Genomic DNA, 25,581 nt, shown 5'->3' on the forward strand with positions numbered 1-25,581 from the left:
CGACTAGAAAAGTGACTGGACCGTAGAGAGATTTGGATGCGTTGACCGTTGGTTCGCCAGTCATGACAAGACCTTTCAGCGCAGAATCAGATAGGCGTAGACGGTCCCACCGACTAGGACGACAACGGACGATGCCGCAACGCTCAGGCCCAGACCGCGATTGCGCGGCGACGACGATCGCACGAATGCAGCGCCGAGCGCAAGAGACACCAGCGTGGTGATCGCGGTGGCGGTGAGCATCCAGGTGCGTTCGGAGTGTCCGCCTTCGGTCGTGAAGGGCGCCTTGCCCAGCACCCACATTGTGGTGAGCAGCAACCCAAGAACAATCTGCACGACGAACGGCGCGGACAGCGTGGCCGTGCGCCACGCGCGTTCGTCGAAGTCGCGAACCCGAAGAAATGCCGGCATCTGTCGCTGCTTTCGATAGTTCGTCGTCATGCTGGAACTGCAGTGCCTTTGGGCAAGGGGGGCACCGAAGGTATATCGGTAACAGGGCCAAAGTCGGTGGCAGGCAGAGGAACCGGTACGTCGTACTTAGGATTCCACCCGCCCGTGTCAAATGGTGCGAACGCTTTGCCGCCCAGCGGACCTACATCGTGGTGGCCGGGCAAGTTGAAAGCCGGCCCCCAAGACCGGCCCGACTTGGCGGGGTCGATCAGTACTGTGCGAGTGCCGCCGTTCGGCAAATCCTGATATATCTCCAAGGACGGGTAATCAGTGCGCGTTCCGTTAACCTGCACACCTCCTTGCCCCGGCGTGAAAACAAGGTCGCCATTGACCGTCACTGTATGGCCTGAAAACGGGCCATGGGGATCCCCGGTAATGACTGGGGCGAAAGGATTACCCGCGTCGTATCTGATCCGGACCGATCCGTCTGGAAGTTGAGTCACGCTGCCTTTGGGAATCCCAACCTTCACCTGGCCTGGGCCGCCGGTCGAGTTTTCCTCGACAGAAGGATTCTGCCTCAAGACGACGAGCCCATTTTCGTAGTCGATGTACGTGGTGACCTTGGTGTCTTCCGGATCGAAATTGGGATTGGCGCCGCGGTTGTTCCCGAGATCGCGCTTCCAAGGCGGAAAGCTTGTCACGTCGCGCTGCTCGATCCACTGCGAGACGCGCACCACCCCCTGACCGGGCACGGGTCGAATCTTTACAACTCGGATCTCCGATTTGGTGCCGTTGAATTTGGGGTCGTAGGTGTTCGGGTCCAAAGCGGCCGCGGTCTCCCAATCAGCTGCCGACGTCGGTTCTCGGCCGAAGGCCTGTTTGAATGCCTCGATCTGGTTATGACGCCGTTCCTCATCACTGACGGTCTGCGAGGGCGATTCCGGAATGTCGCCGTCTAAAGCCTGGATCGGCGGGTCGTATCCGTCCTGCTTTCGGAGGTTGGCCATCGAAGCTTGCAGCTGCCGAGCGTACTGATCACGGACTCGGTTCAGTGTATTGACCGACGCCTTCGTGTCATCGATCGCAAGCTTCTCGAGTGCGTCGATGTAGTGATCGAGCAGCTGCCTTTCCGTCGCCGTGAGCTGAGGGTCTTTTTCCAGCTCGACGGCCTCACCGATTTGATCGTCGAGACCTTGAAGCGCGCCTTCGAGCGCCGAAATCTCGCCCTTTCCGGTGCGCTGCGCCTCGGCCAGTGCGGCCGCGATGTTCTCAAGATCAGCTCCGATTTTCGGCAACTGCGCTGCCTGCACACCGAGCGACTTAGTGGCCCGCTGCAACTCGGCCGAGTCGTTGATCGGGTTCTCGCCGTTCTCGTGCGTCCACGCCGCGTCGAAGCGGTTTCGAGCCTGCTGGAATGCGGCTTCTGCTTCTCCGGTGGATCGCCCTGCGTCATGGAACGCCGCCGCAAGGTTCGAGATCTGAGCTGGCCGGCCGCTCTGCAAGGTGTCGTTGATCTTCCACGGGTCCCCGCCCGCGAACATGATCAGTGCGCCTTTGCTTATGTATCGGAGATGCACCGCACCGTCCCGCCGTTCACCCTTCTCGTCGCACGTAACGCTACTGACGCTTCGGGTCGGGTCAATTCACGTCGATGCCGTGCGAGCCTCCTCACACGGGCTTTTCGTCTGCACCCGACTAGGCTGATCGAACGTGCCTGACGCCGCCCAGGATGCCGACCTGCTGACCGCCGCCGCGGTCGCCCTCAATCGGCATGCGCCCATGCTGGCCGAACTCGGCACCGCCTTCGACGCCGCCGGCCACGAGCTCTACCTCGTCGGCGGTTCGGTGCGCGATGCCCTGTTGGGCAGGCTGAGCCCTGACCTGGATTTCACCACCGACGCCCGCCCCGAGCAGGTGCAACACATCCTGCGGCGGTGGGCCGACAACCTGTGGGACACCGGGATCGACTTCGGCACCGTCGGCGTCGGCAAGGGCGACCACCGGCTGGAGATCACCACGTTCCGCGCCGACACCTATGACCAGGTGTCCCGGAACCCCGAAGTGCGTTTCGGCGACCGCCTCGAGGACGACCTGGTGCGCCGCGACTTCACGGCCAACGCGATGGCCGTGCGCATCACGCCGGACGGACCGGGCGAATTCCTCGACCCGCTGGGCGGTTTGGCGGCGCTGCGCGATCGGATCCTGGACACCCCCGCCGCGCCGGAAGTGTCCTTCGGCGACGACCCGTTGCGAATGCTGCGCGCCGCGCGATTCGTCTCGCAGCTCGGCTTCGGGGTCGCGCCGCGGGTCCGCGAGGCGATCGAACGTATGGCCCCGCAGCTGTCGCGGATCAGCGCCGAACGGGTGGCCGCCGAGCTGGACAAGCTGGTGCTTGGCGACGACCCGACGGCCGGCGTCGACCTGTTGGTGCAAACCGGCATGGGTGAGGTGGTGCTGCCCGAGGTCGGCGGCATGCAGATGGCCATCGACGAACACCACCAGCACAAGGACGTCTACCAACACTCGCTGACCGTGCTGCGCCAGGCGATCGCCCTGGAAGACGAGGGCCCGGATCTGGTGCTGCGCTGGGCCGCGTTGCTGCACGACATCGGCAAGCCCGCCACGCGGCGCCACGAACCCAATGGCGGCGTGAGCTTTCACCACCACGAGGTCGTCGGCGCCAAGATGGTCCGAAAACGGTTGCGGGCGTTGAAGTATTCCAAGCAGATGGTCGAGGACATCTCGCAGCTGGTGTATCTGCATCTACGGTTCCACGGGTACGGCGACGGCAAGTGGACCGATTCCGCGGTGCGTCGCTACGTGACCGATGCGGGCCCGCTGCTGCCGCGGTTGCACAAGCTCGTGCGAGCCGATTGCACGACCCGCAACAAGCGCCGGGCCGCGCGGTTGCAGGCCAGCTATGACCGGCTCGAGGCGCGGATCGCCGAGCTGGCCGCCCAGGAGGATTTGGCGCGGGTGCGTCCCGATCTGGACGGCAACCAGATCATGGAGCTGCTCGGCATCCCGGCCGGTCCCCAAGTCGGTGAGGCCTGGCGGTTCTTGAAGGAGCTCCGGCTCGAGCGCGGACCGTTGGACAACGACGAGGCGACCGCAGAGTTGTTGGCGTGGTGGAAGTCTCGGGGGAACGAGTAGCGGCAGCCACGCGTCCGAATACGCATGGATTATTGTCTCGCTGGCGATGACGGCGCCGCCTTCTGGCACGGGCAACCCGACCTCGACCTGGACCACGACGGCCGGTTCGAATCGATCGGACTGGATTTCGACCACGACGGATTGCGCGATGACGCCCTCGCCGATCTCGACGGCGACGGAATCGTTGATCACGCGATGTTGGATCTCGACAACGACGGCACCCCCGAGGCCTACTTCACCGACGACGGATCCGGGACGTGGGCGGTGGCGATGGACCGCGGTGGACAGCTGCGTTGGTTCGGCCTCGACGGCGTCGAGCACACCGGCGGCCCGCTGGTCGATTTCGACGGGCATGGCCGCACCGATGCCCGCCTCATCGATACCGACGGCGACGGGCTGGCCGACCGCGTGCTGCGCACCGATGACGGCGGCGTGACCGGTTACGTCGACACCGACGGCGACGGCAAATGGAATGTGCGGCTGACCGATTCGGACGGCGATGGCCTGGCCGACGGCGCGAGTTCGCTCTGAGGGTGGTGCCGACCTAGCGACGGCGCGATGCTACTGCGCCATTTGAGCGTTGCCTTCCTCGTCGCCGAAGCTGGCGGCGATCCGTGGTCGACCAACGCCAGCCTGCAAGCCGGTCGCCCCGCGCAGATCGCGTCGCTGGCGCAGGCGTTCCGGGCCGCCGCAGCGAGCACGGCCGAGGCCGCCGCCGCCTTCGAGACCGCCCGCCGCCGGTTCGAGGCGGCGTGGGATCACCGGAACGCGGAGCATTCGCTCAACGATGCCGCCGAGGTGCGGCGGGTGACCCGGTCGCTAGGCCTGCAGGCCGACCAATTACCGCGCATCGCAGGCGATTTGGAGGCCATCGCCGCCGCGCTGGCCGAAGCCCAGCGAGCCTCCACGCGGTACCTGGGCGCGCTGGAGTACGACCTCGAGGACATCGACGACGAGATGTGTGATGCCTTGGCTGACGGTGATGCTTGCGGAGCCGACACTCTGCGCACGGACGCCGTCACGGAGGTTGCGGCAATCGTGGTGCAGCTGCGCCAGATCCGCGACGCGTATTCGAGCATGCTGGCGGCCGGCCTGGCGGCGCTACGAACGGAGGGGGCCGAGCCGGCGGAAATCCAGGGTGCCGACGAGCTAGCGATTCCGCCGCCGGACGCCAGCCCAGACGGCGTCAAGCGCTGGTGGGATTCGCTGAGCGCGAATCAGCAGCGGCGGCTGATCGATGAACACCCGCAGCAGTTGGGCAACCTCAACGGGATCCCGGGCGAGGCGCGTGATGCGGTGAACCAGGCTGCGATGAACGACGATCTGCGCCGGGTCGAAGACGTCGCCCGTCAGCGCGGGCTCGATCCGCAGGCGCTCCGAGACAGTGCGCTGCACAACCGGGACGCCCATGTGTTCACCCACCCCGGCGCCTATGGGCTGTGCGCCACCGACATCACCCGATACCAGAACGCGGTCAAGACCAATGAATTCCTCGAGCGCGACGAAAGATCCGACGCGCCACGCGGGCTCCCGGTCATGCTGTGGGCCTATGACCCGCTCGCGTTCAGCGGGAAGGGCAGGGCGGCGATCGCGATCGGCAACCCGGACAAGTCCCGCAACACGGCCGTCATAGTCCCGGGGACCAACAGCAGTGTGCGGGGAGGATGGATGTCCGACGGGACCGACGACGCCATCAACCTCTACGAACAGTCGTCGAAAGCCGACCCCCAGCACCCCACCGCGGTGTTGGCCTGGATGGGTTATGACGCACCCGAATTCGGCCAGCCGCATTGGCAACAGGCCATCACCGATCCCGCTGAGTTGGAACAGGTCGGCACCCCGTGGCGGGCGAGGCAAGCGGGTGCGCTGCTGGCCGCCGATGTCAACGGTCTCGCGGCGACGCATGACGGGCCGACCCGAGCGCATGTCACCGTCCTCGGACATTCCTACGGCTCGACGACCGTGGCCGACGCTTTCGCCCACAGCGGCATGCGCGCCAACGACGCCGTGCTAACGGGTTGCCCCGGAACAGATTTGGCGCACGGCGCGGCGGACTTTCATCTCGTCGGCGGCCGGTTGTATGTCGGGGCCGCGTCGACCGATGCGGTCAGCTGGATCGGTGAGACGGGCAGCGGCCTCCCGAACGGACTGAACGAGACGCTCGGCGGACCGGTGGGACCGGTGGCCGGGCTGGGCAGCGATCCGGCGCATGCGGGTTTCGGGGCGGTGCGGTTTCGTGCCGAGGTTGCCGGCTCACACAGCGTCATGCCGTGGTTCACCGATCACTCGCACTACTACGACGTGGGCAGCGAAGCGCTGCACAACATGACCGCGATCGTCACCGGGCACGGCGATCGCCTGGCAGGGGAAGGCATGCTCGCGCCCGAGCGTGTTCAGGCGCGGATAGCTCTTCCGCTTCAGGTGCACACCCCGTTGGGGACGGTGTCGTTGCCGCATATTGGCATGCAGCTGCCGGTCACTGTCGACCCGGAATGGGATCGGCCGGCGCGCTCGGTCACCAACGGGCATGGCTTTTAGGCCGGGTCAACCGCGGTGAATTGACCACTCGCGGATCGGCATTTAGCCTGGTCACAGGTGTTATGTCCCGGAAGGAGTGCCGATGTTCGTCGATACGGATCTGTTGCACTCGGGAGGCAATCAGTCACACCGCGCCGGTGGGCACGCTCAAGACGGGGCGGATCAGTTGGCCGGCGGAACCGTCGAATCGGGAATGTTCGGTGATTTCGCCGCGGCCGACGCGTTTCACAGTGCGGTCGCCGCCGCACACGGCCAGCACGTGAAAACGTTGCAGGGCCACAGCGCGACGCTCACGGGTGTCGGCACGAAGGCGCACCACGCGGCCAACGGGTTCACCAACATGGACAAGGCCAACGCCGCCGATATGAAGGCTCTCCGGCCGAGTGCCGGTCCCTCGACGTTGAACGTCTGAGACACACCCGTGACGGAGGAACCGCCCCCGCATCCGGGTGTAGCGCCGCATGTGAGTCCGCCAGGGCAGTGGGCGCCGGTGTATCCCGCGCCGCAGGCGCCGCGCTCGCGTCTGTGGCCGGCGATCGCGTTGGGCGCGATTGTTTTGGCGTTGGTCTCGACGGTGGTGGCCGTCGTTGCGCTGGTGGTAGCTACTACGCTGTCGTCGAGTTCGAGTTCGGCCCTTACTACAGCGGCGCCTACCTATAGCGCGGCTGATGTCACGGCGGCCCACCAGAAGCTGTGTGACGCATACAAGCTCGCCGCGCGCTCGGTCGACATCGACACCAACACTGACAACCGAGCATTGGCGGGCGCCGTCAGTGTTAATGCGGCAGTACTGCTGGAGCAGGCGGTAAACGCCGCTCCCGCGCTGGCTCCCGGCGACCGGGCCGCCGCACTTACCTTGGCGGCGGCATACACGAAGGCCACGGCTATGGGAAGTGCACTGCAGCGGGACGACCCCGCCTTCAGCGCAGAGGTCGACGACGTCAATGCCAAGGATTCTGTAATGAAGAGGGTATGCGGCGTGGGCTGAGTTCCACGCGCAGAGCGGCGGTGATTGATCACTGCTTGCGTAGCTGTTCCACTATGAAGCGCGCGGCGCAAGAATCTTCGGGTATCCACATCGAAAGCCGGTACCGGATTTAGGAGGACTAATGGCGAGGGATTTGCCTCCAGCTCCTGGCGAGGGACCGGGCATCAGTCCGGCCGACCCAAGGCAGTGGGTCCCTGGATTTCCGACGCAGCCACAACCTCGTGCGCGGACCTGGCCGGCAGTGGTCTTGGCCGGAGCGGCCATGGTCGTGGCGAGCGCTGCACTGATTGTGGCGCTGACACGACCGACAGCTATCAAGCCAGCAACGACGAGCACTCCGCCGACGTACAGTGCTGCCGAGGTGTCTACAGCTCAACGGCAATTGTGCGATACGTACAAACTAGTTGCACGAGCTGTGCAAGTTGATACCAACGGCCACGATGTGGCGTTGGGCCGCATCGCGCTGACCAACGCTGCGGCCATGCTCGATAACGCGGCCGCCAACCCAGCCCTGAGCCCAACTTTTCGGGACCCCGCACACGCTTTAGCAGCGTCATACCGCCAGGGAACGGCAATGGGAAATAGGGACGTCGCGACCGACGCACAGTTTCAAGCTGCGCTTGACGACATCAACGCGAAGGATGCATCGATGAAGAAGGTGTGTGGTTCGTAGGGCGCCCAAGCGGCTCGGTGAACGGAGCAGGTGCGCGGCTTGATCGCAGGCCGTGGGCAGGAGCTTGAGGCGAGGGCTTCGGGACGTTCGCCGCGCGGTTCGCATTCATGGAAAGGTGCCACAGGTTGCGTCGGAACTCGCGCTCGGCGTAGGTAAAGAGTCGCGGTGAATTGCTGGCGTGCCATTGCCTGGCGCACCATTGGGATTGAGGGTCAGTGGGCCACCGGGAAGGGCCGGTGCTCGTTACGAGTAGGGAGTGGGCGTGGCGGGGGAGGTGCATTCCGGGCTTGCGGAGGAGCCCGCTGCGGACCCGCACATGGGAAATTCGACGTCAGCCCGTGCAAGGCGGCTCGCACCTCGTCCAAGCAGATGGCAGGCGATCGCGATCAGCGTGATTGCGGCCGTGGCTGTCGGCGCGCTGATTATTGCGTTGACACGCTCGACGTCGTCGCAACACCCGGCGAACTCTGCGACGGCAACGCACACCACCGCGGAGTCGTTAGCGGCCCAACAGCGGCTGTGCGAGACCTATAACGTGGCTGCGCGGTCTGTACAAGTTGATACAAATGGCAGTGACAAAGCGTTCGCACGGATCGCGCTTACGAATTCCGCCGTCTTGCTTTTCACCGCATCCAACGACCCTGCTCTCGACGAGCAGCACCGCAACGCGGCTCAGGCTCTAGCGACCGCCTACCTGATGGATACGGCGAAAAGCAGCGAAGGCGCCGCTACCGAGGCCGAATTTCAAGTGGCGGTGGCCGAGGTGAACACCAAGGATGCTGCAATGAAAAGGGCATGCGGTGGCAGTTGATCTCCCACCAGGTGCCTGGACAGCCGCTCTAATCGGGCCGTGGTGGCCGGAGCCGTCGACGGGTTTGCGGGCCGGCGCCCAACACTGGAGCCAAGAGTGTGGCGAGCAACAGCTATATGCGCAGAACCTGCGCACTCAGTGGACAGCTTTTGCCGCAAACAATACGGGGCACACGGCCGACGACCTCATAACCAGGTTTCAGCAAGGGGAAAAGCTGCACCTGGATCTTGCCGAGAAGTACCAGACAAAAGCATCGGCGTTTAATTCCGGTGCCGATGCCATCGATTATCTGCGAAGTCGCCTGTCGGACATAGCTAACACAGGCAACAAAGAGATAAATGACATCCTCGCATCAAAGAAGCCGCCGCCGGAAAAGTTAGCGGAAGTGCAGGCTGTCCAGGCGCGCTGCAACGCCGATGCCGCAAATGCCAGCCGCGACGCCCTCGACAAAATGATGGCGGCCACGCAGAAGATCCTCGATGCTGAAGGAATTGGTGGTAACGCTCGGAGTTGGGCGCAATCAAACGGCTTCGATGTTGGAGATGCCAAGCCGCCGAACCCGATCAGTTCGGAGGACCTTAATTCGACAGGCGGCGTGGGCGGTACTGGAGTGCGCGGCGATGGAGGAACGCCGCCGCCTGCTGCTCCGCCGGGGCCGGCTTCGCCGTCAGCGGCAGGTGGGGGCGGCATACGTAATGGCGGGGGTATTCCCCCCGGCGGGCCGTCGGGGGGGTCCGTGCCGACCCCAGTCAGCGGGGATGGCGTGAGAGGCAGCGTCCCAGCCGCCAGTGCTCCGCTATCGCCCGCTGGTATACAAATGCCTACCGGCGGCGGAACAGTATCGCCCGGCATGCCGGGCGTACACGGCGGCGGAGCGCCAGTGTCTCCGGTCGGTCTAGGCCAAGGCGGCCAACCCGGACTGGCTCAGGCCTTTACGTCCGGCTTGGCGACCGGTCAAGCGACGGGCCCTGGCGGGCAAGCGTTTACGGCAGGCCCGTTACAAGCGATGGATGCGGGTGGGCCTCAAACCCCTCAGGCAACACCGGCAGTGACGCCGACCGTACCGAGCGCGGGAGCATTCATACCTACAGGCACTCCGGTCGACGCACCCCCAGCGGCATCCCCCGCGCCGGTGGCCACCGGGGGAGGCGGTTCAGTTACGCCTGTGATGACCGGCGCATCGTGGTCGTCGCCCGCACCGACCCTCGGTGGCGGATCTTCTATCCCGTCGGGATCGCTGCCCGCCTACGGCTCCGACCTGCGTCCGCCGGTTGTGGCGCCCCCATCCGTACCTTCTACCCCGGCGGGCCCCGTGTCGGGCGCAGCGGTAGCTTCTTCGCCCGCATCGTCTCCGTCCGCCGGCGGGCCGCTGGTCTCCCCGGTGGAGCGAACGGCGTCCGGGGCGGCCGCGGGCCAGGCGGGTGCGGGTTCATCCACCATGGCTGGCGCGACGGCCGCCTCTGCGGCTACGGGCGCTACCGCCGGCGCCGTGTCTGCCAGGACGGCGGAACAACAGCGGCTACAGCGGCTGGTCGATGCGGTGGCCCGCCAGGAGCCGCGGCTGTCGTGGGCTGCGGGGCTCCGCGATGACGGCGCCACGACGCTTCTGGTCACCGATCTCGCCGCCGGATGGATCCCGCCGCACGTCCGGTTGCCCGCCCACGTCACCCTGCTTGAGCCGTCGGCGCGACGGCATGACGCCAATGTGGTGGATCTACTGGGCGCTATCACGGTGGCGGCCGCCCATCACGCCAACACCTATGTCGCCGAACCAGGCCCCGACGAGCCTGCGCTCAGCGGTGATCGGCCCGCCCGTTCGGCCGCACCCGAAGTCGAGGAGCTCGGGCCCACCCTGGTCGATGCGGTGCGACGCCGGGACGGGCTGCCGCGTATCGCTCAGGCTGTCGCGGCACCTGCCGTGCGAAAGACCGGCGTCTTGGAAAGCGAAACCGAGATGTTGCGCGAATGCACCGCTGAAATTCAGCACACGGTACTCAACGCCTATCCAAATCACGACCGAGCGGCAGTCGGGGATTGGATGCTTCTAGCGGCTGTCGAGGCGCTGATCGACGGGCATGGTTACCTCGCGAATTATCATCTGGCCTGGTTTGACGCGATCAGTCACCGGAGCGGTTCGTAGCAGCCCCCCATTGTCGGGTGAATAGCGTTGCCGGCGTTTTGTGCCAAAATTGTCGTACTAGCGCTAGCCCGCGCCGAACGATGCGTATCAAGCGCTCAGGTTTTGCTACTGGGATGGAGGTGACCTCGTGGGACGCGATGGAAACCCAGTCAGCAGCGATCTGCCGACTACAACGATCTTGATCAACGGCGTGCCGGTGCAGGTCCCAATCCCAGGCCCAGGCCACCCACCCGATCAGTCGCCCGGCGGCGGCCTCGGCGGCGGTGCTCTGACCGGCGCAGGCAACGCGAACGTCCCCAAAGACGCAGCAGACGTCGAGGCAGCCGATGCCGACCGCCGCGCCCACGCCGCCGATGCCGCGGCCAAATTCCCCGCCAACGAGGCCAACAGCCAGCAGGACATGCAGATGATCCAGCAGATGCTGCAGAGCGTCACGGGCGCGGTCGGCGGCGCGATCGGCGGTGTCATGGGGCCGCTGACTCAGCTACCGCAGCAGGCGATGCAGGCCGGCCAGAGCGCCCTGCAGCCGCTGATGAGCGCAGTGCAGGGCGCCCACGGCGCCGGGCTGGCCAACGACGCGCACCTGGTCGACAGCGTCGGCAGCGGTGGTGGCGGCGCCGGGCTGGGTGGCGGTTCCGGTGGCGGTGGTGCCGGCCTCGGCGGTGGGGGAACCACCCCGGCCAGCTCGCTGGGCCCGCCGCCGGTGCCGACGTCGTCCCCGCCCACCACGCCCGCGGGCGCCAAAGCGCCGATGATGCCGCCAACCGGTGGCATGCCCGCCATGCCCGGCCAGTCCGGCATGACCGGTATGCCGATGATGCCGCCGGGCGCGATGGGCGCCGGCGGTGAAGGCGGCAAGAAAGACAATCCGGTCGAAAAGCGGATCACGGCCCCGGGTGTGCCCAATGGCCAGCCGATCAAGGGCCGCTTGACGGTGCCGCCGAGCGCGCCTGGCAGCAAGTCCGGTGAGGCCAAGCCGACCGTCGTCACCAATAGGCCCAATCGCCGGATCGTCATCATGCCGTCCGACGACGAGCCCAAGGAATAGCCGACCAATCCACCCAGCCCTCCGAAAGGGTGAGTGGCCGGGTAGTTCACGCGGCAGTAGGGTCCCTTCGTAATCGCGGCCGGCCGAGCCCAATGCGCGGGTGATCTTTCCCGTTATTGACAGCAGAACTGTCGATGCGTGCATGCTATTGGTACGTCTGCAGCGACCGCGGAATTCGCGGCCAGGAGGGTGTGGGAGTACTAGCGCGAAGTGTCCGGCACGGATGCGGCGCCGACAGGGCGCACAGGTGGGTTAGGGCGGGGACGTCGATGACCGATCCCCTGAAAATGCAAGCGGTCGCCGCGTTGTCCCGCGCGCACAATCTCTACGCGGGAACCGCCGCGGGAGGCGGCATCGGTGGCGCGCCGGCCCAGGCATACGCCGAGGCGATCAAGCGTCACGTTGGGCTACCCGCTGCGGCGGCCGCACGGTCTGGCGCGGCGATAACGCACCTGGCTCGGCTGGCCCACGCCGATCGTGCGCTGGAGCAGACCATCACCGCGGCGCGGACCGACCACGCGTACGGCCGCGCGGCGACACGGGCCAACCTGGACGCCGCCTTGACCGACAAAACACCTGCGGCCGATACCCCGATGGGTCGCCGCGAGGTCGCCGCCCGGATGGCGGCCCGGCTGCGGGCCCAGCACCGGCGCGTCGCCGGATCCCGGCGGCGGGCAAAGCTGCTCGCGCTGCGACTGCGACGCCTGCACTACCTACAGAGGCGGTCGATGCACAGCAACCAGGGCAGCGGCCGCGCGGCGGTGACGGCGGCAATCCGTAAAGCATTGGACATCAAGGGTATTCATGACCCGGCGGCTCGGGCTCGCTGGGAACGCGGCATGGACCTGGTGGCCCGCCGCGAATCCAACTATGACGCGAACGCGGTCAACGGCTGGGATTCCAATGCGGCGCGGGGGACGCCGAGCAAGGGCGCCTGGCAGTTCATCGCGCCGACGTTCGCGGCCTACCACCAGCCGGGCACCTCGCGCGACATTCACAACCTGGTGGCGCAGGCGTGCGCGTTCATCAACTATGCGATGGACCGCTACGGTGTCGCCGTCGACGCGTCGAATCTGGCTGATCGGATTCAGCAGGCCGATCCTCACCGAGCGCCCAAGGGGTACTGAGCATGCCGCTGAGTTTGTCTAACCGCGACCAGAACTCTGGGCACCTGTTCTACAACCGTCGGCTGCGCGCCGCCACCACCCGCTTCTCGGTGCGCATGAAACACGACGACCGCAAGCAGACCGCCGCGCTGGTGTTGTCGATACTTCTGGTGGCCATCGCCTCGGGCTGGATGCTGCTGCTGAACGTCCTGAAACCCACTGGCATCGTGGGAGATTCGGCGATCATCGGCGACCGCGATTCCGGGGCGCTGTACGCCAGGATCGACGGCCGGCTCTACCCGGTGCTCAATTTGACCTCCGCGCGCCTGGCTACGGGCACTGCAAACCAGCCGACGTGGGTGAAACCCGCTGAGATAGCGAAGTATCCGACCGGCCCGCTGGTCGGCATTCCGGGCGCACCCGCGGCGATGCCGGTCCATCGCGGCGCGACGTCGGCCTGGGCGGTGTGCGACACGGCTGGGCGCCCGCGCAGCCCGGAACGCCCGGTGGTGACCGCGATTGCCGGGCCGCTCGAGGGTTTCGACCGCGCCACGCCGCTGAGCGAGGACGCCGGGGTGCTGGTCACCTTCGAGGGCAACACCTTTGTGATCTGGGGCGGCAAGCGCTCCCAGATCGATCCGTCCAACAGGGCGATCACGCTGAGCCTGGGCCTGGACCCGGGAGTGACTCTGCCCGTGGAGATTTCGCGGGCCCTGTACGACACGCTGCCCGCGACGGAACCGCTCGGCGTCCCCGCCGTGCCCCTGGCGGGCACCCCGTCGACGTGGGTGTCGGGCTCACAGGTCGGCGCGGTGCTGCAGGCCCAAACCGCCAGCGGCGGCAAGCAGTTCTACGTCCTGTTGCCCGACGGCGTCCAGAAGGTCACCAGCTTCGTGGCCGACCTATTGCGCAGCGCCAACTCCTACGGCTCGACCGCGCCGCGCGTGGTCGCTCCCGACGTATTGGTCAACATCCCCGAGGTGACCTCGCTGGCGGTCGACTACTACCCGACCAAGCGCCTGAATTTCATTGACACCGCGGCGGATCCGACCACCTGCGTCGGCTGGGAGAAGGGCTCGACGGACCCGCAGGCGCGCGTCGTGGTCTACAACGGGCGCGGGTTGCCCACGCCGTCGTACCTCGACAACCGCATCGTGCACCTGGTGCGTGACGACCGCGACCCGGCCTCGGTGGTCGCCAACCAGGTGCTGGTGTTGCCGGGCGCGGCGAACTTCGTGACGTCGACCAGCGGCGTGGTTACCTCCGACTCCCGGGAGTCGCTGTTCTGGGTGTCCGACAACGGGGTGCGGTTCGGCATCACCAACGACGACACGACGTTGCGGTCGCTGGGTCTGGATCCGGGGTCGGCGGTGCAGGCGCCCTGGCCGCTGCTGCGGACCTTCGCGGCGGGTCCGGCATTGTCAAGGGAGGCAGCGCTTGTGGCGCGGGACACCGTGCCGGCGCTCGGCAAGGTGGCTGTGGTGACGACATCGGCAAAGCCGGGAGGCTAAAGAATGTCCAAGAAAGCGTTCCCCATCAACCGCGTCAGGATCGAGCCGCCGAAACCGGTCCGGGTAGCACCCAGCGCGCCGATCGCGCTGCCGGAGCGCGAGCCGCGCAACATCTGGGTGATGATCGGTGTTCCGGCGCTGATCGTGGCGCTCATCGGCACCATCGTCATGCTCTACGTCTCCGGCGTGCGCAGCCTGACCACCGGCTTCTTCCCGTTGATGGGCATCGGCGCGTTCAGCATGCTGGCCTTCTCCGGCCGCTTCGGCCGCGCCCGCAAAATCACCTGGGGCGAAATGGAAAAGGGCCGTCGCCGCTATCTCCGCGACCTCGACGGCAACCGCGACGAGATCCAGACCGCGGTGTGCGCGCAGCGCGAATGGCAGAACAACGTGCACTCCGACCCCCGCGGGTTGGGCGCCATCATCGGGGGCCCGCGAATGTGGGAACGCGGCCGCGGCGACGCCGACTTTCTGGAGGTGCGCCTCGGCACCGGCGTGCAGCACGCGCCGGACTCGGTGCTCTCGGTGACGTGGCCCGACATCGCCTCCGATGAGGAACTCGAACCCGTCACCGGGCAGGCGCTGCGCGATTTCATCTTGGAGCAGCGCAAGATTCGCGACATCGCCAAGGTGGTCAACCTGCGATCGGCGCCTGGCTTCAGTTTCGTCGGCGAGGACCTGGACCGGCTGCGCTCGCTGATGCGCTCGGTGCTGTGCTCCCTGGCGGTGTTCCACAACCCGCGCGACGTCAAGTTGATGGTGGTGACCCGCAATCCCGAGGTGTGGTCGTGGATCGTGTGGCTGCCGCACAACCTGCACGACGAGCTGTTCGATGCGTGCGGTTTCCGGCGCCTGGTCTTCGCCACGCCCGAGGAGCTCGAGGAAACCCTCGGCGCCGAACTGCACATGAAGGGCAAGCGCGGCGCGTGGACACCGCTGGCCGCGGCCAGCCCCACCGCGATGGGCTCGGCGCTGGAAACCGGCTCCGACACGGTGGATCTGGGGCCGCACCTGGTGATCGTCGACGACAACACCGGTAGCCCCGACGCATGGGAGAGCGTGGTCGGTCAGGTCGGCAAGGCGGGAATCACCTTGCTGCGCATCGCCTCCCGGGTCGGCACCGGCGTGGGCTTCGGCGACGACCAGGTGTTCGACCTCAGCGAACGCCACAGCTCACCCAACGGCTCGGTGAACGGCCAAATCACACTGCACCGCAACGGTTCTGACGCCGACGGCGAGGACGACCGGCCGGCTCCGCTGCTACGGGTGCGCAACAAGTTCTTCGCCCACGCCGACCAGCTCTCGGTGCACCGCGCCTATCGGTATGCGCGCGCGATGGCGCGATGGTCGCCCACCAGCCGCAGCGAGATCGCCGACTCGGTCAGCGGCGCAACGGAACTGCTGCGGGCCCTGGGCATCAGCGATCCCCGCGACCTGGACGTCGACCGGTTGTGGGCCGAACGCCGGGGCCGCGGCGACGAACGCTGGTGTGAGGTCCCGGTGGGCGCCAAGCCCAACGGCGAGCTGCAGAACATCATCATCCGCGCCAAGGACTTTGGTGGCTTCGGCTTCCACTCCGTGGTCATCGGCACCAGCGGCTCGGGCAAGTCGGAGTTCTTCTTGTCGCTGGTCTACGGCATCGCGCTGACCCACTCCCCGGAGACGTTCAACGTCATCTTCGTCGACATGAAGTTCGAGTCGGCGGCCCAGGACATCCTGGGCATCCCTCACGTGGTGGCCGCGCTGTCGAACCTCGGCAAGGACGAACGCCATTTGGCCGAGCGGATGCGCCGGGTCATCGACGGCGAGATCAAACAGCGCTACGAGCTGTTCACCTCGGTGGGCGCGCGTGACGCCAACGACTACGAAGAGATCCGGCTCGCCGGACGCGACCTGCCGCCGGTCCCGGTGCTGCTGGTCATCGTCGACGAATACCTGGAGCTGTTCGCCAACCACGAGAAGTGGATCAACCTCATCATCCACATCGGCCAGGAGGGCCGCGGCGCCAACGTCTTCTTCATGCTGGGTGGTCAGCGCCTGGACCTGTCGTCGCTGCAAAAGGTCAAGTCCAACATCGCCTTTCGCATCGCGCTACGCGCCGAGTCCGGTGACGACAGCCGCGAGGTGATCGGCAGCGACGCGGCCTACCACCTGCCGTCGAAGGAAAACGGCTTCGGTCTGCTGAAGGTGGGGCCGCGCGATCTCGAACCGTTCCGCTGCTTCTACCTCTCCGCGCCGTTCGTGGTGCCCAAGACCAAAGAGGTCGCCACCACCGTCGACATGACGCTGACCAAGCCGCGGTTGTACAACTGGCAGTTCCAGCCGCTGGACGACTCCGATGCCACGGCCCTGGAGGCGGCCGCCGCCGTCGACGCCGAGCCCGACGAATTCCTGTACTACGACGACGGTTTCAAGCGGAAGAAGATCGTCGACGTGCTGCGCGAGTCGCTGCACGAAGTGCCGCACCGCTCGCCGCGCCGGCCCTGGCTGGAGCCGCTGGAGGAGCCCGAAACCATCGACGCGCTGGTGGCGGGATATCGGGGCAAGCCGTGGCACGTCGACTACGGGCTCAACTCGGGCCTGATGTTTCCGGTGGGCGTCATGGACATCCCCGAGGAGTCCAAGCAGGTGGTGCACGCGGTGGATGCGTTGCGCAGCAACGTGATCGTGGTGGGGGCCAAGCAGCGCGGCAAGACCACCACCCTGATGACGCTGATGTGCTCGGCGGCCACGATGTACACCCCGTCGCGCGTGACGTTCTTCTGCATCGGCGGGGCGACCCTCGCGCAGGCCGCCTCGCTGCCGCACGTCACCGACATCGTGTCGCCGAAGGACGCCGAGGGCATCGAGCGGATTCTGAGCAGCATGGACGCCCTGATCGACGCCCGCGAGGACTCGTTCCGGCGCCTCAAGATCGACCTCGACGGCTTCCGCGAACGCCGGTTCGCGCCGGGCAGCGACGGCCTGGGCGGTACCGACGCCAATGACCCGTTCGGCGATGTGTTCGTGGTGGTCGACGACTACGACGACCTGTACTCCAAAGACACGGTGCTGGGCGATCGCATCATCTCGTTGAGCAGCCGCGGCCCCGAGTACGGGGTGCACGTCATGTGCAGCGCCGGTGGCTGGATTCATGGACAGCGGCAGAGCCTGCTGCAAAACGCCACGGCGCGAATCCAATTGCGGCTGGCCGATCCCAGTGAGAGCCAGATGGGGCACTCGTCGCTCGAGTCGCGCGACGCGGCCCGACGCACGCTGAACCGCCCCGGCTTCGGTCTGACCGACAGCTTGCACGAGCTGCGGGTCGGTGTGCCGGCGCTGGCCGATCCGGCCACCGGCGCGATCGTCAGCATTGTCGACGTCGGGGCCCGCATCGCGGAGGTCGCCGGGGTCACCAAGCACGCCACCCTGCAGCGGCTGCCGCAGCGGGTGGCGCTGCGGGCGATCCTGGACTACGAGGCCGCGCGGCCCAGCGGCGACGACCTCTCGATCGCGTTCGCCATCGGCGAGCGTCACGAACTGGGGCCGGTGCCGATCAAGCTGCGCGAGAGTCCCGGAGTGATGATCCTGGGCCGGCAGGGATGCGGAAAGACGTTGTCGCTGGTCGCCATTGGTGAGGCGATCATGAGCCGCTTCACCCCGGAGGAAGCGCAGCTGACGCTGATCGACCCGAAGACCGCGCCGCACGGTCTGCGCGACCTGCACGGCCCGGGCTACGTGCGCGCGTACGCCTATGACCAGGACGAGATCGACGAGGTGCTCACCGCCCTGGCGCAGCAGGTCCTGCTGCCCCGGCTGCCCCCGAAAGGCCTGAGTCAGGAGGAGCTGCGCGAGCTCAAGCCGTGGGAGGGCCCGCGCCACTTCGTGCTCATCGACGACATCCAGGACCTGCGCCCGGACCAGAGCTATCCGCCCAAGCCACCGGTGGGCGCGGCGCTGTGGAAGTTGATGGAACGCGCCCGCCAGATCGGCTTGCACGTCTTCACCACCCGCAACAGCGCGAACTGGGCGACGCTGCAAATGGATCCGTGGATGCGTTTCCAGAACTCGGCGAAAGTGGCTCAGCTCTACATGGACAACGACCCACAGAACCGGATCAACCGCAACGTCCGCGCCCAGAACCTGCCCCCGGGGCGCGGCCTGCTGGTCAGCGTCGACGGCGACGTCGAAGGCGTTCTCGTCGGGTTGCCGTCCTCGGTCATACCGCCCCAGCAGTAACCAGTTGCGGCTCTGCCGTTTTCACGCGCGGCGTGACGGCGCGGCGGGGGAGCCGGCTGGGCCACCAGAACCACCGACCGAGCAGGGCCACGATCGACGGCACGATGAACGCCCGCACCACCAACGTGTCCAGCAACAAACCGACCGCGACGGTCGTGCCGATCTGGGCCACGCTGAGCACGCTGCTCGTCAACAGTGCGAGCATGGTCAGGCCGAAGATGATGCCGGCGACGGTGACCACCCCGCCGGTGCCGCCGAAGGCCCGGATGATCCCGGTCTTGAGGCCCGCCGCGGCTTCCTGTTTGATGCGCAGCGCGAGCAACAGGTTGTAGTCCGCGCCGACGGCGATCAGCGCGATGAACGCGAAAGGCGCCACGGCCCAGTGCAGGTCCTGATGCAGCAGGTGCTGCCAGATCAGCACGCTGGCGCCGAGGGCCGAGGCGTAGGAGGTGACGACCGTCCCGACGACGACGAGCCCCGCGACCGGGCTGCGCAGCATGGTCGTGACGATCAAGAAGATCAGCACCAGTGCGGCGCCCGCCAGCAGCGTGGCATCGCCGGCGACGAAGCGCTGCAGATCGGCCGTCACCGGGCCCACGCCGGCCAGGTCGACCTCGGTCGGTGTCAGCGTCCCCTCCTTGGTGGCCTCCTTGATGGCCGCGCGCACGTGATCCGCCCGCTTGGCGCCGTCGACGCCCCACTCCGAGCCGTCACCATAGACGAGCAGGTACGCGGCGCGGCCGTTTTCGGAGATGAGGTGGCGCAGCGCGGTGGCATACCGGGGATCGGTCAACGCCCGCTGCGGCATGTAAAAGTCCCCCGCGGCACTGCCCTGGAACTGTGTGGCGATCTCGTTCAGGTAGTCGGTCAGTTGATGCATCTGGGGCCCGAGCGTGTCGGACACGGCCAGCAGGTCATGAGTGGCCGAACGCGCCTGTCCCAAGGCGTCTTTCATCGACGGCACGCTCTGGGGCAGGGCGGCCATCGCGGTGGCCGCGGTGCTCGAGCCGGTGGTCAGCTTGGCGGCGCCGGAACCCAGCCGGGTGGAGGTCTGCACCAGGCTGTCGACGGGCTGCAGCACCCGGTCCACCGTCGAGCAGATGGGATTGGCCGCGCAGTCGGGGGTCCGCCCGACGAAGTCGCGCAAGGGATCGAGGTAACCCGACACCGTCGTGACGTTGCGTTGCAGGCCGTCCATGCCGGCCCGCATGTCTTCGGCGGCACCGGACATGTCCGCCAAACCCGCGCTGCCGCCGCGCAATCCGTTGCCCAACCCGTCGACGGCGCGCTGGGTCTGCGCCAGCGCGCCGTCCAGTTCGGAGACTCGCCGGAGGCGCTGCGTGAGCGAATCCATGGTGTCACCCAACTGACGACCGAGCACACCGGCCTGATAGCTCAGCGTCGCCTGGTCGGGGACCGTGCCGTCGGGGCGGCTGGCGGACTGCACCGCACGCACCCCGGGCACGGCCATGATGTGGCGGGTGATCCGCTCGATGACGATCAGCCCGGCGGGGTTGCGCAGGTCGTGGTCGGCCTGGATCGCGATCACGTCGGGCAGCAACGAGTTCGCCGCGAAATGCCGGCCGGCGCTGGCATAACCGCGGTTGGAGTCGGTGGACGACGGCGTGGCGGCGGGCTCGTTGAAGCCGACCCGCATGCCGGCCAATGGCAGCGCGACGAGTAGGCACAACCCCAGCGCAGCGACCAGGATCGGCCCGGGCCAGCGTGCCACCGACGTGCCCACGCGGCGCCAGCGCCGCGCGGTTCTGGATGGCCGCGGTTCCAGATACCCGCGGCGGATCGCCAGGCTCATCAGCGCGGGCGTCAACGTCAGCGCCGCGACCATGGTCGCGAGAATGCCGATGGAGCAGGGTAATCCGGCGCTGCGGAACGACCCGACCTTGGCGAACACCAGGCACGCCAGCGCGACCGAGACCGTCAATGCCGATCCGATCACCACCGGCGCGATGGAACGGTAGGCCTGCGTCAACGCCTGCGCCGGGGCGACACCGTTGCGGCGAGCTTCGTGATAGCGGCCGACCAGAAAAATCGCGTAGTCGGTGCCGGCGCCCAGGGTCATTGCCGCCATGAGCGCCACCGAAAACAGCGACACCTCAACGACATTGGCCTGGCCGAGCGCGGCGACGATGGCCCGCGCCACGGCGAGCGCGAGGCCCACCGAGATGAGCGGGATCGCGGCCGCGACGGGCGAGCGGTACACCACGAGCAGCAACAGCAGGATGAGGCCGATGGTGGCCGCCGTGATGCCGAGCATCTGCCGGTCGATCGCGGAGAACTCGTCGACGATCGTGGCGCCGGGACCGGTGACATGGACTTCCAGGCCCTGCGGCGGGGCGAGTCTGTGGATGGCGCCGCGCACGGCGTCCACCGAATCGCGCGCCTGCGCGGTGCCGAGCATCCCGGCGAGCCGCACCATGACGCTGGCCGCCTGGCCGTCGGAACTCTGTGCGACGGCGGCGGTGGCGGGCTGCGACCACAGGTCGGTCACCGCATACACATGGCGCTGATCCGACCCCAGCGATGTCGTCAACGCGTCGTAGAAGCGCCGATCTTGCGGTGTCAGCCGCTGATTCCGTTCCAGCACAACGTAAACGAAGTTGTTGCTGGGCGTCTGGTTGAACAACTGCGCGGCCCGGGCGGCGGCGTGCGCGCTCGGCGCCCCGGGCGGCATGAAGGACCGGGCATGCGTGTCGACGACTCGCTCCAGCTGGGGGACGGCGAGATTGGCGCCAGCGGCCGCCAGCACCCACAGCCCGATGATGAGGACCGCGTACCGCGAGGTCAGGCGCGCAAGGCTTCCCATTCGGTCATGCAACGGTCTGCCGATCCCCGGTGGGCCCGCCGAACAGGCCCACGGCCACATGCTCACCGCGAGTAAGGGACCGCACCCGCAGCGACCGGCGGGCGCCGATCTTGACCAGCGCGTGCAATCCGGGCTCGGCGGCTTCGAGATCGGCGCGCACCTGCTCGGCCGACGCTCCCTCGTGGGCCGCCTGATCCAGCTTGGCCACCAGCATGGTGATCCATCGCTGGCCGAGCGAAAGCATCAAGCCCTCCTCGTCGCCGAACAGCTCGGACACCTGGGATGACTTGTCGATCAACGCAAGTGCCGCCTCGGGGTCCGTCTCGGCGGCTTTGATCACCTGGGCCATGAAGGCCATGCGGTCGTGCAGCAGTGTCCATGTCATGACTCGACGCTAGGAAAGCGAGCGGCTGTTGCGCGTCGTGCCGAAGTGCAGTCTTTGTCTCCTACCACGGGCGGAGACACATGCCGCCCGCAGGAGGATGTGGCGAAGTGCCGGGCTCTTCTAGGATTGGACGATGTTGCGCGCCGCAGCGGATCACCTGCGGGAACTGGTTCGCCGACGAAGCGAACTGATTCCCGTCGGTATCACCTGGGCGGCGCTGATTTCCGTCGACGTCGCCCTGGTGTTCGGTGGGGTGATCGGGACGCTGCAGCGGCCCGTCGCGGACCTGCCCGTGGCGCTGACGGCGTTCGCCATAGCCCTGTCGCCCTCGTTCGCGTTCATGGTCTTCAACATGAAGATGACCCCGGGGCCGTTGTGGGCGACCTGGTTGGCCTCCTCCGCGCTGACCATGTTCGGCACGTCGGCGCCGATTCACGCCGATTTCGCCCCGGCGTTGTTGGTCCTGATGGTCTTGGTCGTCGCGACATTGGCGTCGGTCTGGGGCGGGATCCTCGCGGCCGCGTCGGCGGCGGGACTCTTGGTCACCGCGTCCGCGCTACACCGCCTCGACACGGTGGTGTTGTACCTCGGTTTCATCGCGGTGGGGTGGCTGCTCGGCTACCTGATGCGCACCCAGCGGTTGTTGCTGGCCGAACAGATCGAGGCGCAGGACATGCTGGCCGAGCACGCCGCCGCCGACGAGCGGCGGCGCATCGCACGCGAAGTGCACGACGTCATCGCCCATTCGCTGAGCATCACGCTGTTGCATGTCACCGGGGCGCGGCGGGCGCTGCAGCAGGACCGTGACGTCGACGACGCCGTCGACGCGTTGGAACAGGCCGAACGGCTGGGCCGCCAGGCGATGGCCGATATCCGTCGTACCGTCGGGCTGCTCGACAACTGGCCGACCAAGACCGCCCAGACCGCACCCGAACCCGGTATCGACGACATCGCGGTGCTCGTCGAGGGTTTCCAGCGGGCCGGTCTGGCCGTCGCGCTGTGCGTCGAAGGGCCCACCGATCACGTCTCGGCCGCGGTCGGCCTCGCCCTGTACCGCATCACCCAGGAATCACTGGCCAACATCGCCAAGCATGCGCCCGAGTCCAAAGCCGGTGTGGTGCTGGATATTTCGCCGATATCGGTGAGACTCGCGGTCACCAACCTGCTTCCCGCGGCGGTGACGGCCACGCGGTCACCCGAGGGGCGCGGCTTACGCGGGATGCGACAGCGCGTCGAGCTGCTCGGCGGAGCCATCGACGCCGGCCCGACCCGCGATGGATGGTCGGTGTGCGCGGAAATACCCCTGCACGAAGGCGATACGGCGTGGCGGCCATGGTGGTGCAAGGCATGATCGACGCGGCACCCGAGATCACCGTGCTGCTCGCCGACGACCAGGACCTGGTGCGGTCGGGGCTGCGCCGGATCTTGCGTCGCAAGGACGGTTTCGTCATCGTCGCGGAGTGCGCCGATGGAGACGAGGTGCCCGCGGCCGTGGCCGAGCACCGCCCCGACGTCGTCGTGATGGACCTGCGGATGCGCCGCGTCGACGGGATCGAGGCGACGCGCAGGCTGGGTGGCCGGCCGCCGGTGCTGGCGCTGACCACCTTCAACGAGGACGAGCTGCTCTCGGGGGCGCTGCGTGCCGGCGCGGCCGGCTTCGTGCTCAAGGACTCCTCGGCCGAGGAGTTGATCCGCGCGGTGCGGGCCGTCGCCCGGGGCGACAGCTATCTCGACCCGGCGGTGACCTCCCGTGTGCTGACCACCTACCGCAAGGCCGCTCCCGGACCCCGGGGCACGGCGATCGGCGAGCTGACCACCCGCGAGCTCGACGTGCTGACGTTGATCGGACAGGGCCTGTCCAACACCGAGATCGCCGACCAGCTGTGCATTTCGGGCGTCACCGTCAAGAGCCATATCGGGCGGATATTCGGAAAGCTCGATCTGCGCGACCGTGCTGCCGCGATCGTCTACGCCTACGACAACGGCATCGTCGCCCCGCGCTGACGACCTATAAGGGCGCCGTCTGCTCGGCCAGGTTCAGCAGAACGTACGCGATGCACACCAGGAAATTGATCACCACCATGACCAGACCCGCGAACATCAGCGACCGGGCACCGCGGCGCCTGAGGCGCTTGTAACGCGCGGCACGCAATTCGCGGTCGAGCCGGATCGCGATCAGCGCGAAGTTCACGTTCATCAATTCGTGGGCGGCCAGCGGCGCGCCCTCCAGCATTTGGCGCAACCGCTCCGGTGCCGTTCGAACACCCACCCGCTCGAAGCTGTGGCACAGCCGTAGCGCCCGCCGTCGGCGAAGCGTTTCGTATGGCAGCCGAAGCCGCCGCGCGAGTTGCCCTCGATCGTCCCCCCAGGGGTAAGACGGGGTCATCACAAGCGGGATTCTAAATCGCTCGGCGCCGCTTTGGCGCTGTGAACACGAATTATGTTGCGGGAGATCACTTCGCCGCACCGCCGCTCATTTGCTGGGATGCGGGCAACTCGAGATAGCGCTCCAGGTTGCGATGCATGTTGATGACGCGGCGTTCCTCGCTGGACAACACGAGATGGGTGAAGCCGGGTTGGTGCATGCCGCGCTGCAAGCCGGGGAGCACCGCGATGTCTTGCGTGAGCACCACCCCGGGCTCGGCCGACTCGGCGGCCATGCGGACATCTGTCGGTTTGGTGCGCGGCGCGCCCGGCGGCATGCGCGTCATCAAGAACATGACCAGCTCGCCCTTGTCGGGGGAGGGGTCGGCGGCGGGGCGCGAGCACATGACGGTCAGGTGGTCGGCGTTGGCGAGCAGTGTCATGTTAGGAAACACGTTGTACTGGTGCAATCGGGTCATTCGGTCGGTGTCAGCCCAGGTGAGATCCACGCCGCGGCTCGCGGCGAATGCCCGGGTCCGGTCGGCGATCAGGTCGGCGACCGTCTGCCCGGGCCGGCGTTCGTCGGCCGGGAAGGGGATGCCCTCGGCCGCACCCATCAGCGCTCCCTGCGTATACACGTAGGCGTTCCACACCTCTTCGTCACTCAGCGCGCCGTCAAAGCGCGGGCTCTGCACACCGTAGGGCTGGTCCGACTTCCCGGTATGACCCCAAATGCGTTGCGGCGCATGGATGTCGTCGACGCAGCGCAGCAGCTCGGGGTGCAGGGTCTGGATGTGGTAGGTCTCGCTGTATCCGTCGGCGATCGTTTTCCAGTTGGCGTCGACCTCGACGGTGAGCGTGGCGTAGCAGTGGAAATCCTCCAGGTGGCACCAGGCGATGTCGTCGGGCACCGCCTCCAGGTACTCGGTCAACGACACCGCGCCCTGGTCCAGGTTGACGAAGACGAGCCCCGCCCAGGTGTCGACCCGCGCCGGTAGCAGCGGAAAGTCGGACATGCTCAGCGCGCCGAAGCCCTTGCGGTTGGGCACCCGTTTGAGCGCGCCGGCCAGGTCCCACGTCCAGCCGTGGTAGCCGCACTTGAGTTCGTGCAGACCCGACCCCGACCCGGTACACAGCGAATTGCCGCGGTGCCGGCAGACGTTCTGGAACGCGCGGAGCACCCCGTCGTCGTCACGGACGATCAGCACCCCGTAAGGGCCGCATCGGTATTCGAAATAGTCGCCGGGCGCCGCGACGTGGTCGATCATGCAGGCCAGCTGCCACGCCCTCGGCCACATCCGCTGCGCCTCGAGCGCGGCGAAGGCGGGGGAGTAGTAACGCTCGGCGGGCACCAGCGCCGGGCTTTCCGGCGGGGTGCCGATGGCATCCTCGTCGCGGGTCCGCGCCGGATTGCCGGCCGTCGTTGCCATCGAGG

Annotated in this window: 20 protein-coding genes; 14 read left to right on the forward strand and 6 right to left on the reverse strand. The window is 67.1% G+C overall.

Annotated features, from left to right (window positions below):
• Window positions 1-75: 75 nt before the first annotated feature.
• On the reverse strand, window positions 76-438 hold the full coding sequence (locus tag AC5Y5B_RS09895; RefSeq protein WP_240631730.1) for a hypothetical protein: 363 nt from the start codon (window positions 436-438) through the stop codon (window positions 76-78).
• A complete protein-coding gene (locus AC5Y5B_RS09900; protein ID WP_205869093.1) occupies window positions 435-1,928 on the reverse strand; it encodes a putative alpha/beta hydrolase in 1,494 nt (497 codons plus the stop codon). Before AC5Y5B_RS09900 ends, AC5Y5B_RS09895 begins: the two co-directional genes overlap by 4 nt.
• A gap of 169 nt (window positions 1,929-2,097) precedes the next feature.
• Here AC5Y5B_RS09900 and AC5Y5B_RS09905 point away from each other — a divergent pair, with 169 nt between their 5' ends.
• The 12 genes from AC5Y5B_RS09905 (at window position 2,098) to eccCa (ending at window position 18,573) form a co-directional block, all read left to right on the forward strand.
• A complete protein-coding gene (locus AC5Y5B_RS09905; protein WP_500005263.1) occupies window positions 2,098-3,540 on the forward strand; it encodes a CCA tRNA nucleotidyltransferase in 1,443 nt (480 codons plus the stop codon).
• A gap of 24 nt (window positions 3,541-3,564) precedes the next feature.
• Window positions 3,565-4,071: a pullulanase gene (locus AC5Y5B_RS09910; protein ID WP_112632880.1), complete on the forward strand. Its 507-nt coding sequence runs from the start codon at window positions 3,565-3,567 to the stop codon at window positions 4,069-4,071.
• 27 nt (window positions 4,072-4,098) lie between these two features.
• On the forward strand, window positions 4,099-6,078 hold the full coding sequence (locus AC5Y5B_RS09915) for a putative alpha/beta hydrolase (protein WP_112632881.1): 1,980 nt from the start codon (window positions 4,099-4,101) through the stop codon (window positions 6,076-6,078).
• A gap of 82 nt (window positions 6,079-6,160) precedes the next feature.
• The gene (locus AC5Y5B_RS09920) at window positions 6,161-6,490 is read left to right on the forward strand and encodes a DUF2563 family protein (RefSeq protein ID WP_112632882.1); all 330 of its coding nucleotides are present in this window, start codon (window positions 6,161-6,163) and stop codon (window positions 6,488-6,490) included.
• 78 nt (window positions 6,491-6,568) lie between these two features.
• Window positions 6,569-7,066, forward strand: coding sequence for a hypothetical protein (locus AC5Y5B_RS09925; protein ID WP_240631731.1), 498 nt, complete (start codon window positions 6,569-6,571; stop codon window positions 7,064-7,066).
• A gap of 121 nt (window positions 7,067-7,187) precedes the next feature.
• Window positions 7,188-7,739 carry a hypothetical protein gene (locus tag AC5Y5B_RS09930; protein ID WP_112632884.1) on the forward strand — a complete coding sequence of 184 codons (552 nt, stop codon included), beginning with the start codon at window positions 7,188-7,190 and terminating at the stop codon, window positions 7,737-7,739.
• Between the two features lie 262 nt (window positions 7,740-8,001).
• On the forward strand, window positions 8,002-8,550 hold the full coding sequence (locus tag AC5Y5B_RS09935; RefSeq protein WP_240631732.1) for a hypothetical protein: 549 nt from the start codon (window positions 8,002-8,004) through the stop codon (window positions 8,548-8,550).
• Between the two features lie 1,489 nt (window positions 8,551-10,039).
• On the forward strand, window positions 10,040-10,690 hold the full coding sequence (locus AC5Y5B_RS09940; protein ID WP_500005264.1) for a DUF5631 domain-containing protein: 651 nt from the start codon (window positions 10,040-10,042) through the stop codon (window positions 10,688-10,690).
• Window positions 10,691-10,898: 208 nt separating this feature from the next.
• Window positions 10,899-11,738 carry a hypothetical protein gene (locus AC5Y5B_RS09945; RefSeq protein ID WP_430918778.1) on the forward strand — a complete coding sequence of 280 codons (840 nt, stop codon included), beginning with the start codon at window positions 10,899-10,901 and terminating at the stop codon, window positions 11,736-11,738.
• 269 nt (window positions 11,739-12,007) lie between these two features.
• Complete coding sequence (locus tag AC5Y5B_RS09950) at window positions 12,008-12,865, forward strand: transglycosylase SLT domain-containing protein (protein ID WP_240631733.1); 858 nt, start codon at window positions 12,008-12,010, stop codon at window positions 12,863-12,865.
• Between the two features lie 2 nt (window positions 12,866-12,867).
• Window positions 12,868-14,355, forward strand: coding sequence for a type VII secretion protein EccB (gene eccB, locus AC5Y5B_RS09955; RefSeq protein WP_112632886.1), 1,488 nt, complete (start codon window positions 12,868-12,870; stop codon window positions 14,353-14,355).
• Between the two features lie 3 nt (window positions 14,356-14,358).
• Complete coding sequence (gene eccCa, locus AC5Y5B_RS09960; RefSeq protein WP_112632887.1) at window positions 14,359-18,573, forward strand: type VII secretion protein EccCa; 4,215 nt, start codon at window positions 14,359-14,361, stop codon at window positions 18,571-18,573.
• Here the strand turns inward: eccCa and AC5Y5B_RS09965 are convergent.
• On the reverse strand, window positions 18,554-21,409 hold the full coding sequence (locus AC5Y5B_RS09965; RefSeq protein ID WP_500005265.1) for an MMPL/RND family transporter: 2,856 nt from the start codon (window positions 21,407-21,409) through the stop codon (window positions 18,554-18,556). The two genes, eccCa and AC5Y5B_RS09965, sit on opposite strands and share 20 nt — an antisense overlap.
• Window positions 21,402-21,782, reverse strand: coding sequence for a hypothetical protein (locus tag AC5Y5B_RS09970; RefSeq protein WP_500005266.1), 381 nt, complete (start codon window positions 21,780-21,782; stop codon window positions 21,402-21,404). The genes AC5Y5B_RS09965 and AC5Y5B_RS09970 overlap by 8 nt, the downstream gene beginning before the upstream one ends.
• A gap of 133 nt (window positions 21,783-21,915) precedes the next feature.
• Here AC5Y5B_RS09970 and AC5Y5B_RS09975 point away from each other — a divergent pair, with 133 nt between their 5' ends.
• Window positions 21,916-23,133: a sensor histidine kinase gene (locus AC5Y5B_RS09975; protein WP_112632890.1), complete on the forward strand. Its 1,218-nt coding sequence runs from the start codon at window positions 21,916-21,918 to the stop codon at window positions 23,131-23,133.
• On the forward strand, window positions 23,130-23,786 hold the full coding sequence (locus tag AC5Y5B_RS09980) for a response regulator transcription factor (RefSeq protein ID WP_500005283.1): 657 nt from the start codon (window positions 23,130-23,132) through the stop codon (window positions 23,784-23,786). The genes AC5Y5B_RS09975 and AC5Y5B_RS09980 overlap by 4 nt, the downstream gene beginning before the upstream one ends.
• Window positions 23,787-23,790: 4 nt before the next feature.
• Here the strand turns inward: AC5Y5B_RS09980 and AC5Y5B_RS09985 are convergent, their stop codons facing one another.
• Together AC5Y5B_RS09985 and AC5Y5B_RS09990 are read right to left on the reverse strand one after the other, a co-directional pair.
• Window positions 23,791-24,051 (reverse strand): hypothetical protein, encoded by a 261-nt coding sequence (locus tag AC5Y5B_RS09985; protein WP_165821792.1) that lies wholly within the window; start codon window positions 24,049-24,051, stop codon window positions 23,791-23,793.
• A 184-nt stretch (window positions 24,052-24,235) separates the two neighbouring features.
• Window positions 24,236-25,576, reverse strand: a complete 1,341-nt coding sequence (locus AC5Y5B_RS09990) for an aromatic ring-hydroxylating oxygenase subunit alpha (RefSeq protein WP_500005267.1) — start codon at window positions 25,574-25,576, stop codon at window positions 24,236-24,238.
• Window positions 25,577-25,581 lie beyond the last annotated feature (5 nt).

It is taken from the genome of Mycobacterium sp. NGS33 (assembly GCF_059812885.1).

Bases quoted from the DNA above. Each gene is read 5' to 3' on its own strand.
- AC5Y5B_RS09895 (WP_240631730.1), bottom strand. From the start codon at position 438: ATGACGACGAACTATCGAAAGCAGCGACAGATGCCGGCATTTCTTCGG.
- AC5Y5B_RS09900 (WP_205869093.1), bottom strand. From the start codon at position 1,928: ATGTTCGCGGGCGGGGACCCGTGGAAGATCAACGACACCTTGCAGAGC.
- AC5Y5B_RS09910 (WP_112632880.1), top strand. From the start codon at position 3,565: ATGGATTATTGTCTCGCTGGCGATGACGGCGCCGCCTTCTGGCACGGG.
- AC5Y5B_RS09915 (WP_112632881.1), top strand. From the start codon at position 4,099: ATGCTACTGCGCCATTTGAGCGTTGCCTTCCTCGTCGCCGAAGCTGGC.
- AC5Y5B_RS09920 (WP_112632882.1), top strand. From the start codon at position 6,161: ATGTTCGTCGATACGGATCTGTTGCACTCGGGAGGCAATCAGTCACAC.
- AC5Y5B_RS09930 (WP_112632884.1), top strand. From the start codon at position 7,188: ATGGCGAGGGATTTGCCTCCAGCTCCTGGCGAGGGACCGGGCATCAGT.
- AC5Y5B_RS09950 (WP_240631733.1), top strand. From the start codon at position 12,008: ATGACCGATCCCCTGAAAATGCAAGCGGTCGCCGCGTTGTCCCGCGCG.
- eccB (WP_112632886.1), top strand. From the start codon at position 12,868: ATGCCGCTGAGTTTGTCTAACCGCGACCAGAACTCTGGGCACCTGTTC.
- eccCa (WP_112632887.1), top strand. From the start codon at position 14,359: ATGTCCAAGAAAGCGTTCCCCATCAACCGCGTCAGGATCGAGCCGCCG.
- AC5Y5B_RS09970 (WP_500005266.1), bottom strand. From the start codon at position 21,782: ATGACATGGACACTGCTGCACGACCGCATGGCCTTCATGGCCCAGGTG.
- AC5Y5B_RS09975 (WP_112632890.1), top strand. From the start codon at position 21,916: ATGTTGCGCGCCGCAGCGGATCACCTGCGGGAACTGGTTCGCCGACGA.
- AC5Y5B_RS09980 (WP_500005283.1), top strand. From the start codon at position 23,130: ATGATCGACGCGGCACCCGAGATCACCGTGCTGCTCGCCGACGACCAG.
- AC5Y5B_RS09990 (WP_500005267.1), bottom strand. From the start codon at position 25,576: ATGGCAACGACGGCCGGCAATCCGGCGCGGACCCGCGACGAGGATGCC.